We start from the raw sequence: 13,383 nt of genomic DNA, 5'->3' as shown, positions 1-13,383 counted from the left end.
TGAAAAGCAGGGGCTGCGCCCCTTGCTTTTCGGAGAAGCTCCACCGGGCCCGCACGAACAACCGGCGCCCTTACTTCACCTTGGCCAGGCGTGCCGTCGGGTCGCCCGCTGCCGCGTTGTCGGAGGTGTAGCGGAGTTCGTCCCCTACGGGGGTCAGCGTGACCTCGTGCGTATTGCCGGTGCAGGTCTTCGGGTTGTTCTTCGTGTCGGCGATGCTCGTGACGAGGATGTGGTCCTCGGCGACCTTCTTGAGGACGAACGTGTCGTCGCAGGCCCCGCCCAGCAGGTCGACGGAGCGGAACGTGCCCAACCGGTCGCCCACGGAGCCCTGTTCGAGGGTGACGGTGAAGGTGCCGGCGGGGAGGTTGCCGTCGAGAGCGTAGCCGTCGCCCTCCCAGGTGCCGAGGTACTTCTCGGGCAGGTCGCCCGCCCCGTCCTGCGGATCCGGGTCCTGGTTCTCGCCGCTCGGGGCGCTGCTCGCCGACGGGGCCTTGCCGGCCGCCTCGCCGCCGCCCTTGTCGTCGCCGTTCAGCATGCCCAGTCCGAACACGACGCCCAGGCCGACCATCGCGAACGCGCCCGCGACCGCCAGGGCGACCGAGCAACTCACCCGTCGGCCCCGCCCGTTCGCCGTGGTCGTGGACGCCGCCGCCACGCTCAGCGACAGCTTGCCCGGCGGTGGGGTCGCGTCCGCCGGCGCGGAGTCGGCCCGCTGCCCCGGCACATGAGTCACGGGGGGTGGTGTCGTCGGAGGCGGTGTGTGCGGCGACATCACCGGAGGCGGGCCGAACACCCCGCTCGTGGGCGGGACTTCGGCCCCCGCGCCGCCGGAGGGGGCCGCGGGGGCCGACGGTTCCACGCCCACCGATGGGCTGCTGAACCCCACCGGCCCGGACGGGACGTGTTCCGCCGCCTCCAGGTTCAGCAGGTGCACCGCGCTGCGGCCGACCTGTTCCACCAGGGGGCCCGGCAGCCAGCCCGCCGTCACCAGGTGGGCCGCGCCACGAGGGGCCAGGGTGTGGGCGATTTCCTCGGGGGCCGGGCGGGCGGAGGGGTCCTTGGACAGGCAGGCCTCCACCAGGGCGCGCAGGTCGCCCTCCAGGCCGTCGAGCCGGGGCTCCTCGTGGACGACCTTGTAGAGGAGGGCGGCGGAGGAGTCACCGGGGAACGGGGACTGCCCGGTCGCGGCGTACGCGAGGACCGCGCCGAGGGAGAAGACGTCCGCCGCGCCGGTGATGCCCTTGCCGAGGATCTGCTCGGGGGACATGTAGCCGGGGGAGCCGATCGAGACGCCCGTCGAGGTCAGGGAGGCGGTGCCGTCCGTGGCGCGGGCGATGCCGAAGTCGATGAGGAGGGGGCCGTCGACCGTGAGCAGGACGTTCGACGGCTTCACGTCCCGGTGGACGAGGTCCAGCGCGTGCACCGCCGCCAGTGCTTCCGCCAGACCCGCGCCCAGGACCCGGACGGAGTGGGGTGGCAGGGGGCCGCCGTCCGTCACCGCCGCCGCCAGGGACGGACCGGCCGCGTAGCCCGTCGCCACCCAGGGGACCGACGCCTCGGGGTCCGCGTCCAGCACGGGGGCGGTCCAGGCGCCGCCCACGCGGCGGGCGGCGTCGACCTCGCGCCGGAAGCGGGCACGGAACTCCTCGTCGAGGGCGAAGTGCGGGTGCACCACCTTGACTGCGACGGTACGGCCGCCCGCGCTGCGCCCCAGATAGACGCGGCCCATCCCGCCCGACCCGAGCCGGCCGAGCAGCCGGTAGGGCCCCACCGCCGTGGGTTCGCCGACATCGAGCGGTCGCATGGACGACACCTCCCCCGCACCTCCCCGCCTTCTCCAGCGTAGTGCCGTACGCGCGAAGGGAAATGCGGGCGTCGGCGATCCGTCTCGCAGTCAATCCCATAGAACGGCGAATTCGTCAACCGGAATTCCGGGAAGTTCACCGGGACTTCGCGGGAAAGGGTTCAGGAAAGCAGGTCGACCTTCACGTCCGCCGGAAATCCGGTGGTCGGGCCGACCCGGCGCGCGAACTCGGCGACCGCGCTCAACTGAGGCTCGCCGAAGCGGAAGTCGAGGGTCGTGAAGTACCGCTCCAGGACCCGCTCGTCGAAGGCCTCCCAGCGGGCGGCCTGCTCGGCGACCTTGTCCACCTCGGTCAGGGACAGGTCGCGGGAGGCGAGGAACGCCTCGTGCACCTTGCGGGTGACCTCGGGCTCCCGCTCCAGGTAGTCCCGCCGCGCCGCCCACACCGCGAAGACGAACGGCAGCCCCGTCCACGCCTTCCACATGGCGCCCAGGTCGTGCACCTCCAGGCCGAAGTTCGGCCCGTCGAGCAGGTTCGCGCGCAGCGCCGCGTCACCGATGAGCACGGCCGCCTCCGCCTCCTGCATCATCAGCGACAGGTCGGGCGGGCAGGTGTAGTACGACGGCTGTACGCCGACGCTCTCGGCCAGCAGCAGCTGCGCGAGGCGTACGGAGGTGCGCGAGGTGGAACCCAGGGCGACGCGTGCGCCGTCCAGGCGTTCGAGTGGCACCTGGGAGACGATCACGCACGACATCACCGGGCCGTCGCAGCCGACGGCGATGTCGGGGAAGGCGACCAGGTCGTCCGCGTTGCGCAGGAACTCGACGAGGGTGATGGGCCCGATGTCGAGGTCCCCGCGCACCAGCTGCTCGCTGAGCTTCTCGGGGGTGTCCTTGGTGAGCTCGAAGTCGAGGAGCGTGCCCGTTCTCGCGAGCCCCCAGTACAGGGGCAGGCAGTTCAGGAACTGGATGTGGCCGACGCGCGGCCGGTTGCGAGAATTGTCCACATCGCGAGGCTAGCCCTCATGGGGTACGGTGCGGGCTCCGGGGGCCCGGAGGTGCTCCCGAAACCGGTCGTACACCCCGTGTCAACGCTTTCGACGGCGTGTCGTCGGTGGGGCGGGCGGGGAAGTAGAGGCGATCCGTCAAGCCGAGAACCGAGCGGTTCAAACATCCGGGTGACGTGATCTTGCCCTCTATTGCATTCCCCTGCCCGCGTGCTAGGCTCGCCGCAAGTTGCAGTTTGGTTTCCCTTGCAGTACAGAGCCTGCGGAGCATGTGACCGCGGGCTCTCGTCGTATTCAGACGTATGCAGTTGTGCGGCATCTTGTTTTCACACTTGCAGGGTTCTGGAGCAGGGCAACCCTTTGGGCCCAAGGAGGGCTTATGGCTACCGGAACCGTGAAGTGGTTCAACGCCGAAAAGGGCTTTGGCTTCATCGCCCAGGAGGGTGGCGGCCCGGACGTGTTCGTCCACTACTCCGCCATCAACGCGAGCGGCTTCCGTTCGCTGGAGGAGAACCAGCAGGTCTCCTTCGACGTGACGCAGGGCCCGAAGGGTCCGCAGGCGGAGAACGTCACCCCCGTCTGAACCGTTCGATCCGAGGGATGCCCCTCTGACGACGTCTGAGAGCAGTACCCAAGGAGCCCCTCGCCGTTCGGCGCAGGGGCTCCTGCCTTTCCCGTCCCCTTTCCTAGCTGTGCTGCATCACCAGGACGAAGGTCGTTCCGGGGGCGAGCGCCTCGTACGAGTGCGGCACGTCGCCCCGGAACGCCATGTAGTCCCCGGGGCCGAGTTCGACCTCCTCGCCCCTCGGGCCCGCCTTCACCCGGCCCGTGCTCACGGTGAGGTGCTCCACCGTCCCGGGAATGTGCGGCTCCGACTCCCGTACCGACCCCGGTTCGAGCCGGGTCCGGTAGAGATCGCGGCGCGCGCCCGGCGGGCTGGCGGACAGCAGGACCGCCGTGTAACTGGAGTGCTCCGAGTGGACGGTGGGCCCCTCCCCCGCCCGGACCACCTGCACCGCCGGCATCGGCGGCTCGATCAGCGCGCTGAACGGCACCCCCAGCGCCACGCCCAGCGCCCACAGCGTCTCCATGCTCGGGTTGCCGCTCGCCGACTCCAGCTGGGACAGCGTGGACTTCGCGATCCCGGCACGCTTGGCCAGCTCGGAGAGGGAGAGACCGGCGCGGGCGCGCTCCCGGCGGAGGGAGGCGGCGATCCAGTCGAGCGGGAGCCGGGACGGGGGCTTCGCTCCCTCGGAAGCCGCGCCGGAGACTGCGTCGGAGGCTGGGCCGGAGGCTGGGCCGGAGACTGCGTCGGGCATGTCGTTCGCTCCAGAAGTACGATCGTTCGCCTTGACGAACACGGTGGCTCATGTTCATTGTAGAGAACATGCGTTCGCTGCTCCGAACATCCCAGGTCCGTGACCCCGCGCTGTACCGGGACATCTCCCTCGTCTGCGCCGCCGGGGGTGTCGTCGGCGTCTCCTTCGGGGCGATCTCGGTGGCGGGCGGACTGCCCGTGTGGGTGCCGGTGGTGATGTCGCTGGTCGTGTACGCGGGGGCCGCGCAGTTCAGCACGGTCGGGATCCTGCTGGCCGGGGGCGGGCCGTTCGCGGCGGCGGCCACGGGTCTGCTGCTCAACACCCGCAACGCGGCGTTCAGCCTGGCGGTCGCCGACCTGCTGGGGCCGGGGAGGACCGCGCGGTTCGTGGGCGCGCACCTCGTCACCGACGAGACGGTGGCCTTCGCCCTGGCGCAGAGCGATCCCGTACGACGCCGGGTCGCGTTCTGGGTCTCGGGGCTCGGCCTGTTCGCCGTCTGGAACGTGTGTGTCCTGGCCGGGGCCCTGGCCGGCACCGCGCTGGGCGACACCGCCACGTACGGCCTCGACGCCGCGTTCCCCGCCGTGCTCGCCGCGCTGGTCCTGCCCGCCCTGCGGGAGCGGCCGCCCGTACGCCGGGCCGCGCTGCTCGGTGCGGTGGTCGCCCTGGCGGCGACTCCGGTGACCCCGACGGGGATTCCCGTCCTGCTGGCCCTGGCCGGGCTGGTCGTGTGGCGCACGTCGGCCGGTGCGGTGGACGGGAGTGCCTCATGAGCGACGGGGTGGTCGGCGCGATGCTCGCGCTCGCCGTGGGCACGTACGCCCTGCGGCTCACCGGGCCCGCCCTGCACGGACGGGTCGAGATCCCCGTACGGGTGCGGGAGTTGCTGGCGGCGGCCGCCGTGGTGCTGCTGGTGGCGCTGCTGGCCACGGGCGCCCTGACCGAGGGCGGCGGCTCCGCCGGATGGGCACGGCCCGCCGGGGTGCTGGTCGGCGGCGCGCTGGCATGGCGAAGGGCCCCGTTCGCGACGGTGGTCCTGGCCGCGGCGGCGACCACGGCGGGACTGCGGGCCCTGGGGGTGGGATAGCGCACGACGCGCCCGGAAGGGGCGCGGGGAACCGCGCGACCAGCCACGGCGAACCCGCGGCCGAAGAACCGCCCCCGGCCCCTCCCGGCGCCCTCCCCGGCCCGCCCTCAGGCCCCCTCCGCCGCCAACGCCTCCAGCACCCGCCGCACCCGAACCCCCCGCCCCAGATCCGGTTCGAGCCCCTTCCCCCGCAGGAGCGCGGTCAGGGACGCCTGCACGACCTCCGCGCCCTCGGGGGCGACCCGCTCGGAGACCTCCAGCCACTCCAGGGCAGGGTCGGCGGCCAACGCACAGCGCTCCACGGTCACTTCATGATGGTCGAGACGCACCCCGTGCCAGCGGACCGTGTCCACGGGCCCGAGGACGTCGAGCGAGCCGAACCCCACGTCGATGTCGGCGCAGTCGGCGAGGAAGGCGCGCTGATGGTCGGAGAAGACGAGGTCCAGCGGCCCGCCGGCGACGGCGGCCTCCACGGCCGTACGCCCGCAGTCGGAGACGAGCGCGGCGGAAAGCACCCGGCGGTCGCCCGACCAGGCGCCCGCCAGGTGGAAGGAATCCGGTCCCTGCTCACGGAAGCGCAGCCAGCGTTCCGAGAGCCGGGACCGGCGACAGGGCCGCAATTCCGCGGTCGCGGCCCCGCCCCGCCCGCTCCCCGCCCGTAGGCGCAGGATCAGCCCCGCATCCAGAAGCGGCAGGTGACCTGGCGCCGTGGAGCGGGCGAGGGCCTCACAGAAGTAGACGCGGCGCCGGGCTCCCCCGGTGTCCGGCGCCAGCGCCCAAGTCGCGGCGGCCGCGCCCGCACCCGAGAACGTCACCTTGATCTCGACCGAGTCGAGCCGGTCGGATCCCGAGGTGAGATCCCCGCGTCCCACGGATGCCGGCATGGGCCGTCCCCCTAGTTCCGCGACCTGGTTCATTTCCCCTGTTTCCCTTGGTTCCTTCTGTTCCTTCGGTTGGTGCTGTGTTCCGTGAACCATTGAAGGCCCGGGGCCACCCCCCTCGCTTCCGGGAAGTCCCTACATCTCCCCTGACAACTCCCCCTGGGGGATGATGGACGGGCGGGGCCGGGCACAGGCGGGCACCAGGGGGTGGCGCATTGTTACGGGGACTCGTCGGTCGGGAGCGGGAACGCCGGCTGATGGACGACCTGCTCGTGGCGGGTGGGGCGGGTGGGGCGGCCCTGCTGCTGTGGGGCGAACCCGGCATCGGGAAGACCGCCCTGCTCGACTACGCGGCGGAGCGCGCGAGGGCAGATGGCTCCGGCGCGGCCCCGGCCACGGTCCTGCGCGCCCGGGGCATCGAGACCGAGACCGTGCTCCCCTTCGCCACCCTCGGCGACCTACTGATGCCCCATTCGTCCCTTTTCAGGGAACTCCCCGGCGCCCAACGCTCGGCCCTGGAGTCCTGTCTGGCCCTGAGCGGCGACCCGGCGGACCCGCCGGGCAACCCGTACGCCGCCTGCATGGGCGCCCTCAACGTCCTCGCGGCGCTCGGCGACGAGCGCCCGGTGGTCGTCCTCGTCGACGACCTGCACTGGGTGGACCCCTCCTCCCAGCGCGTCCTGCTCTTCGTCGCCCGCCGCCTCTCCAGCGAACGTGTCGCCCTGGCGCTGGGCTCCCGGGAGGACCACGGCGAGTCGGGGCCGCGTCGCAGCATCCCCGCCGTGCAGGTGGGCGGGCTGGCGCCGGAGGAGTGCGCCGCCCTGCTGGAGGGCCGCGTGACCCCCAACGTCCTCGCCGACCTCGTCCGCGTCAGCGGTGGCAATCCGCTCGCCCTGCGGGAGATCGCGGGCGCGCTGACGGACGAACAGGCGCGCGGCGAGCGGCCGTTGCTCGATCCGCCGTCCCTGGGCAGTCATCTGGAGCGCGCCTGGGCGGCCCGGATCGACGGTCTGCCGGACACCGCCCGCCGGGCCCTGGTCGTCCTGGCCGCCAGTCGCTCGACGGCGGCGGGCCCGCTGCGGAAGGCGCTGGAGGCGGCCGGGCTCTCCCTCGACGCTCTCTCCCCCGCCGAGGAGGACGGCCTGATCACGGCTTCGGCGGACGGGCTGGACTTCCACCACCCGGTGCTGCGCGCGCTGGTGCTGGGCCGGGCCCCGCTCGCGCACCGGTACGCCGCGTTCCAGGCGCTGGCCGAGGTGAGCACCGGTTCGCTGCACGCCTGGTACCGGGCGTCCGCGACCCCGGGCCCCGACGAGGAGGCCGCGGCGGCGCTCGCCGACGCCGCGCGGGAGGCCCGTCGGCGCAGTGCCTTCGGCGAGTCGGCCCTGGCCTGGCGGCGCGCCGCCGAGCTCACCCCCGACCCCGCGCCCCGCGCCGACCGCCTCCACCACGCCGCCTCCGACGCCCTGCTCAGCGGCTCCCCGGCGGGCCCGCAGTGGTGCGAGGAGGCGCTGCGGATCACCCCCGACCCGGCCGTACGCGCCGCCATCCAGGGCCTGTTGGGCCGTATGCACACCTGGAAGGGCGAGACGGCGCAGGCGTACGGCCTGCTCATGAACGCCGCCGACGCCGTCCGCGACTCCGACCGCACCCGGGCGTGTCTGCTGCTGGCGGAGGCGACGGCCGCGGCGCGGCTGGACGGGCATGTCCCGGCGGCGGTCCGTGTCGCCGAGGAGTCCCTCGCCCTCGCCTCCGAGTCCGGCCCCGAACGCTGGTACAGCCTGTCGATGCTGGGCGGGGCCCTGATCATGGCCGGCCGTACGGCGCGGGGCCGCGAGATGCTGGAGGCCGCCGACCGCCACGGCGGCGGCGACCCCGTGCGCGACCAGCAGGTGTACGCCATCGCCGGGCAGGCGTGGAGCCGGGCGGAGGAGTTCGCACGGGGGCGCCGGCTGCTCAACACGGCCGTGGAGTCGGCCCGGCGGCACAGCGCGGTGGGCGTGCTGGGCTTCACCCTCGCCGTGCGGGGGGAGTTGGAGACCCGTATCGGCCAATGGGAGTCCGCTCGGGGCGACTTGACGGAGTCGCTGCGCTGGGCGGAGGAGCTGGGCCAGCTGACGTGCGTGAGCTACACGTTGTACTGCCTCGCCCGGCTGGAGGCCCTGCGCGGTGAACGGGTCGAGTGCGAGGAGCATGTGGCGCGGGCGCGGCGGGAGTGCGGGGCGTACGGCATCGGCTGCCAGGAGTTCCACATGACGGCGGTGCTGGGGCTGTCGGCGCTGGCCCACGGTGACCACGACGCGGCCGTCGACCAGTTGGAGCAAACGTTGTCACTGGCGATCGAGCAGGGCATCGGGAACCCCGAGGTGGTGCCCTTCGCGGCGGACCTGGCGGAGGCGCACGTACGGGCGGGGAACGCGCCGCGTGCCGCCGAGGTCGTGTCCTGGCTGGAGGAACGGGCCCGGGAGACGGGCCTGGCGTCGGCGGAGGCCGCGGCGGCCCGGGTCCGGGGGCTGCTCGCGGGGACGCCGGAGGAGGCGGAGGCGTACTTCGGCGCGGCGCTCGACGCCCACCGGCGGACGACGGGCCCCTTCGACTGGGCGCGGACCCTGTTGTGCGAGGCGGAGGTGCTGCGCCGCCACCGCCGCCCGGGGGCCGCGCGCGCCCCGCTGGCCTCCGCCCTGGCCTGCTTCGAACGGCTGGGCGCGGTCCCCTGGGCCCGGCGCGCGGCCGGCGAACTCGCGGCGGCGGGCGGTGTCCTGGGCGCCGCCCGGTCCGCCGTCGGCGGCACCAGCGGCATGGGCGGCACCCTGAACCAGCTGACGCCCCAGGAGTTCCAGGTGTCGCGCGCGATCGCCCGCGGCCTCAACAACACGGAGGCCGCCGCGTCGTTGTTCGTCTCCCGGAAGACGGTCGAGGCCCATCTCACCCGGATCTACCGGAAGTTGCACGTCCGCTCCCGGACGGACCTGACCCGCCTGCTCACGGCGGCCGACCTGGTGGATTGAGTACGGGTACTCATGTGAGCGGCCGCCGACGAGCGGCAGGGTTCGGGCATGCGATCGAATCTTCTGCCGAAGTACGTGCTGGTGGCCGCGCTCGGCGGCGCCCTCCTGACCGGTTACGGCGCGCCGAGCGCTTTGGCCGCCGCTCCGGCCTCCGCGGCGGCCGCCGCCTCGGTGGGCGACGACGCCGCGGAGGCACGGTTCCTCGAACTGCACGACCTCTTCTGGCAGTTCTGCGCCCCGGACATCGGTGACGGCGACGGGCCGACGGTGCCTCCCGGCGACGGCACCATCGATCGGCTGCCGGTGGACCCCTACGACCCGTTGCGGCTGGACCCCACCGAACAGTGCGTCGCCGACCGGCACGCCCGCCGCGTGGCCAACGCCTTCTCCGGCACGGACGTCACCGACTACACGGCCCTCCTGACGAAGCTGACGAGCCTGAGGTACCCGGCCGCCCGCGTCCACCGCGTGCCGGACCACCTGGGCGAGCCCCGGACCAGGCTCGACCTCCGCGTGGGAAGCGACCACATCGCCCTTCAGGTCACCGCCAATGACCTCGGAGTGACGACCGAAACCTTCGGCGCCTCCGAGGGCGTGAGCGTGACGGACGTCCTGCTCAGGGATTTTCGATCGTGATGAAGGGGTCCCACTGGAAGTAGCCCTTCAGTTGGCGGTGGCGGTCGAGGATCTGGAAGGAGAAGTGGTAGACGACCTTGCCGACCCTTTTGACCGTCGTCCGCCAGTAGTGGTCCTGGTAGTTCTGGGTCACGAATTCCGGCCGGCCCTCGGAGCCTTCCCGCGGCAGCGGATAGACGCCGTCGATGACCTCGATCTCCGGGGTGCGGATGAGCTGGTGTCCGGGGTCGCTGCTCACGTATTTGTACAGTAATGCCTTGTAGTCGCTGCCGAGCGACAGCGTCGTCTCCCGCCACCTGATGGTGTCCCCGGGCTCGGCCCGGAGGTTCAGTTCGGCGCCCGAGGTCCCGATGATGTGGTCGTGGCGCGTCGTCATGTAGATGAGGCTCTCGTCGGCGTACGTCGGCGCGTCGGGATTCCTCGACGCGTTGGGATTCAGTTCGACGATCGTGGCCGCGTCGAACGCGATCAGGACGTTGAGGTCAGCCATTTCCTGTTCCTTTCGGAGGGTGCGGGGTGGACCCGAGGCGGCCCGTGTCGGTCATGGTTCGAAATCGTAGATATGCGGAAACGATTTCGCTTACGCCCTCGCAAGCAAAGTCCGGAAAGTGCCGATGGCATTTCTTGACGGAATTTCGGCTTGCTCGCATTCCCTTGGCGGGGCCGGAGTTCAGCCAGTGACGCAGGGGAGGGAAGAAGAACCCGAGACAGATCATTCACGCACGGAATGTGGAACTCCTGAGGACCCCGCCACTACGCTTCCGCACGACCTTTGCCTCGATGGCCTTTTCGACACGGATCGCCCCGGCGGCGTCACGCCAAAAGGGGGTGGAACCAGATGTGGTCGGGGGCGGTCTTGGGGGGAGCGGCCGGGTGGTCGGTCGGTGGAGTGGGGGCGACGAGGTGGGGGCGATGGGGAAGCGTGGGGCCGTGGTGTGGTGCGGCGCGTTGCTTGTGGTGCTGGGGGCCGTGGGTGCCGTGTGGTGGGGCTGGTTCCGGGCGCCGTACGCGCTCGCCGACTCGCCGGAGGTCGAGGTGACCGTGCGGGCCGCGAAGTCCGACTATCCCGATGTCGCGCGGACCGCCGAGGAGGTCGACACCGTCGTGCGGGTCTACGTCCAGCGCCTCAAGGCCGGTGACGTGGAGGGGCTGATGGAGCTGGCGGGGCCCGCGTACGACGGGACCCGGGGCGCCGCCTACGAGCAGGTGCGGGAGTTCGGCGAGGGGGCCCGCGGGCACGTCGACGTCACCGTGCTGGAGGGGAGCGTCGACTACTTCAACCCCGTCCGGCTCACCTACGACAGGACCGACCAGCGGCAGGAGTTGCTGCTGGTCAAGGACGACGGGCACTGGTGGATCGCGTTGGGGGAGGGCGATCCGGCCGCGGGCAAGGAGGACGGGTAGGGCGACTCCTCATAGAGGGCCACTCCTCGTAGAGGGCCACCTCTCATGGAGAGCTCTTACTCGTAGAGGGCTGCTACTCATAGACGGCCACTACTCGTAGAGGCCCTCTATCTCCGTCGCGAAGGACCTCTCCACCACCTCCCGGCGCAGTTTCATCGACGGGGTCAGGTGGCCCGCCTCCTCCGTGAACCCGCCGGGGAGGATCGTGAACCGACGGATCGACTCGGGGCGGGAGACCAGGCGGTTGGCCTCGTCGACCGCGCGTTGCAGGACGGCCCGCAGATCCTGGTCCTCGGCCAGGTGGTCGAGGGGGGTCTCCTGCTTGGCGTTCATCTGGGCCCAGTGGGTGATGCCCTCGGGGTCCAGGGTCAGCAGCGCGGTGACGTACGGGCGGCGGTCGCCGATGACCATGGCGTGCGCGATCAGGGGGTGGGAGCGCAGCCAGTTCTCCAGCGGCGCCGGAGCCACGTTCTTGCCGCTGTCGGTGACCAGGATCTCCTTCTTGCGTCCGGTGATCGTGAGGTAGCCCTCGTCGTCGAGCTGGCCGATGTCGCCGGTCGCGAACCAGCCGTCGGGGCCCGCGGGGACGACACCACCGGCTTGCGGGTCCCAGTAGCCGCGGAAGATCTGGCCGCCGTGCAGGAGGATCTCGCCGTCGGCGGCTATCCGGACCCGGGTGCCGGGGAGGGGGCGGCCGACGGTGCCCAGGCGGGGCCGGTCGGGCGGGGTCACGGTGACGGCGGCGGTCGTCTCCGTCATCCCGTAGCCCTCGAAGACGTCGATGCCCGCGCCCGCGTAGAACGCGGCCAGTCGCCGGCCGAGGGGGCTGCCGCCGCAGATGACATAGCGGACCCGGCCGCCCAGCGCCTTGCGGATGCGCCGGTAGACCAGGGGGTCGTAGAAGGTGCGGGCCGTCTTCAGGAAGGCCGAGGGGCCGGGGCCGGTGCCGTGCTGTTCGGCTTCCAGGGCCTCGCCGTAGCGGCGGGCCACGGCGGAGGCGCGGTCGTAGGAGGAGGCGCGGCCCATGCGTTCGGCGGAGGCGCGGGCCGTGTTGAAGACCTTCTCCAGCACATACGGGATGACCAGGAGGAACGTCGGGCGGAAGGACTTGAGGTCGGCGAGGAGGTCCTCCGTGCGGAAGCTCGGCGAGTGGCCGAGGCGCACCCTCGCCCGCATACAGCCGATCGCGACCATACGGCCGAACACATGGGCGAGCGGGAGGAAGAGGAGGGTGGAGGCCTCCTCGTCCGTCTTCGCGCGGAAGATCGGGTAGAGGAGGTCGATCGCGTTGTCGACCTCGGCGCAGAAGTTGCCGTGGGTGAGGGCGCAGCCCTTGGGGCGGCCGGTCGTGCCCGAGGTGTAGATCAGGGTCGCGAGGGTGTCGGGGCCCAACACCCCACGCCGTACGGCGACTTCCTGGTCCGACACGTCTCGGCCCAGCTCGGCGAGCCGGTCCAGATGGCCCTTCTCGAAGACCCACATGTGGCGCAGGTCGGGGATGCGGTCGAGCTCGGGGCCTAGGGCGGCGGCCTGGCCCCCCGTCTCCACGGCGAGGGCCACCGCGCCCGAGTCCTGGAGGATCCAGCGGGTCTGGAAGACGGAGGAGGTGGGGTAGACGGGGACCGTGACCAGGCCCGCCGCCCAGGCCGCGAAGTCCAGGAGGGTCCACTCGTACGTCGTCCGCGCCATGATCGCGATCCGGTCGCCCGGCATGAGGCCCTCGGCGATCAGGCCCTTCGCCAGCGCGAGCACCTCGGCGGCGAAGTCGGTGGCCGTGACGTCCCGCCACCGGCCGTCGTCGTTCTCCCCGTCCGTACCGCCGGCGTGCTTACGACTGAGGACGACCGCGTCGGGCGCGTGGGTGGCGTTGTCGAACGGGATGTCCGCGAGCGAGCCGTAGGTCACGGGCGCGGCGAGCGCCGGTACGTACGCCTCCCGCACGGTGCCGTCCAGCCGCTTCAACTCGGGTTCCACCAGGGCGGGTTCGGTGTTTTCGAGGTGGGACACGGGCGGCTCCTGGGCGTTCGGTGTGTCCGGATCGTACGGGGTTGGTGTGTGAGGTTGGTGTGAGTGTGGCGATGGTCCGGAGATGGAACCGGGCCGGGGATGTGCAGTGTCGCAGACCGCTCGGTCACGACTCCTTCGCAGGTCAAGAGCGCGCCAAGTTACCTGAGGGTCGTTCAGTTCTCGGTCGCCACGGACGGACTCACCGGCCCTTACCTCGGGTAACCTGACTT

Annotated in this window: 12 protein-coding genes; 6 read left to right on the top strand and 6 right to left on the bottom strand. The window is 72.0% G+C overall.

Annotation, left to right across the window (positions count from 1 at the left end; genetic code table 11):
* Nucleotides 1-70: 70 nt before the first annotated feature.
* Nucleotides 71-1,804 carry a serine/threonine-protein kinase gene (locus tag L3078_RS27455; protein WP_239756626.1) on the bottom strand — a complete coding sequence of 578 codons (1,734 nt, stop codon included), beginning with the start codon at nt 1,802-1,804 and terminating at the stop codon, nt 71-73.
* A gap of 161 nt (nt 1,805-1,965) precedes the next feature.
* A complete protein-coding gene (locus L3078_RS27450; RefSeq protein ID WP_239756625.1) occupies nt 1,966-2,811 on the bottom strand; it encodes a menaquinone biosynthetic enzyme MqnA/MqnD family protein in 846 nt (281 codons plus the stop codon).
* A 379-nt stretch (nt 2,812-3,190) separates the two neighbouring features.
* Here L3078_RS27450 and L3078_RS27445 point away from each other — a divergent pair, with 379 nt between their 5' ends.
* On the top strand, nt 3,191-3,394 hold the full coding sequence (locus L3078_RS27445; RefSeq protein ID WP_003992177.1) for a cold-shock protein: 204 nt from the start codon (nt 3,191-3,193) through the stop codon (nt 3,392-3,394).
* 103 nt (nt 3,395-3,497) lie between these two features.
* On the opposite strand, the gene L3078_RS27440 is transcribed toward L3078_RS27445, so the two are convergent.
* Nucleotides 3,498-4,130: a helix-turn-helix domain-containing protein gene (locus tag L3078_RS27440; RefSeq protein ID WP_239756624.1), complete on the bottom strand. Its 633-nt coding sequence runs from the start codon at nt 4,128-4,130 to the stop codon at nt 3,498-3,500.
* Nucleotides 4,131-4,198: 68 nt separating this feature from the next.
* On the opposite strand from L3078_RS27440, the gene L3078_RS27435 reads away from it, so the two are divergent.
* Nucleotides 4,199-4,903 (top strand): AzlC family ABC transporter permease, encoded by a 705-nt coding sequence (locus L3078_RS27435; protein WP_239756623.1) that lies wholly within the window; start codon nt 4,199-4,201, stop codon nt 4,901-4,903.
* Nucleotides 4,900-5,217, top strand: coding sequence for an AzlD domain-containing protein (locus L3078_RS27430; RefSeq protein WP_239756622.1), 318 nt, complete (start codon nt 4,900-4,902; stop codon nt 5,215-5,217). The genes L3078_RS27435 and L3078_RS27430 overlap by 4 nt, the downstream gene beginning before the upstream one ends.
* Before the next feature lie 107 nt (nt 5,218-5,324).
* On the opposite strand, the gene L3078_RS27425 is transcribed toward L3078_RS27430, so the two are convergent.
* A complete protein-coding gene (locus L3078_RS27425; protein ID WP_239756621.1) occupies nt 5,325-6,101 on the bottom strand; it encodes a hypothetical protein in 777 nt (258 codons plus the stop codon).
* Nucleotides 6,102-6,355: 254 nt separating this feature from the next.
* On the opposite strand from L3078_RS27425, the gene L3078_RS27420 reads away from it, so the two are divergent.
* Both L3078_RS27420 and L3078_RS27415 read left to right on the top strand, forming a co-directional pair.
* On the top strand, nt 6,356-9,106 hold the full coding sequence (locus tag L3078_RS27420; protein ID WP_239756620.1) for a helix-turn-helix transcriptional regulator: 2,751 nt from the start codon (nt 6,356-6,358) through the stop codon (nt 9,104-9,106).
* A gap of 48 nt (nt 9,107-9,154) precedes the next feature.
* Nucleotides 9,155-9,742, top strand: coding sequence for a hypothetical protein (locus L3078_RS27415; RefSeq protein ID WP_239756619.1), 588 nt, complete (start codon nt 9,155-9,157; stop codon nt 9,740-9,742).
* On the opposite strand, the gene L3078_RS27410 is transcribed toward L3078_RS27415, so the two are convergent.
* Nucleotides 9,723-10,232 carry an inclusion body family protein gene (locus L3078_RS27410; RefSeq protein ID WP_239756618.1) on the bottom strand — a complete coding sequence of 170 codons (510 nt, stop codon included), beginning with the start codon at nt 10,230-10,232 and terminating at the stop codon, nt 9,723-9,725. The two genes, L3078_RS27415 and L3078_RS27410, sit on opposite strands and share 20 nt — an antisense overlap.
* 422 nt (nt 10,233-10,654) lie before the next feature.
* On the opposite strand from L3078_RS27410, the gene L3078_RS27405 reads away from it, so the two are divergent.
* Entirely contained in the window at nt 10,655-11,146 is a 492-nt protein-coding gene (locus L3078_RS27405; RefSeq protein ID WP_239756617.1) for a hypothetical protein, read from the top strand.
* A gap of 90 nt (nt 11,147-11,236) precedes the next feature.
* Here L3078_RS27405 and L3078_RS27400 read toward each other — a convergent pair whose 3' ends face one another.
* Nucleotides 11,237-13,153, bottom strand: a complete 1,917-nt coding sequence (locus tag L3078_RS27400; RefSeq protein WP_239756616.1) for an AMP-dependent synthetase/ligase — start codon at nt 13,151-13,153, stop codon at nt 11,237-11,239.
* Nucleotides 13,154-13,383 lie beyond the last annotated feature (230 nt).

Source organism: Streptomyces deccanensis (assembly GCF_022385335.1).
GTDB lineage: Bacteria > Actinomycetota > Actinomycetes > Streptomycetales > Streptomycetaceae > Streptomyces > Streptomyces deccanensis.
This window is presented reverse-complemented; position numbering and strand designations above follow the sequence as displayed.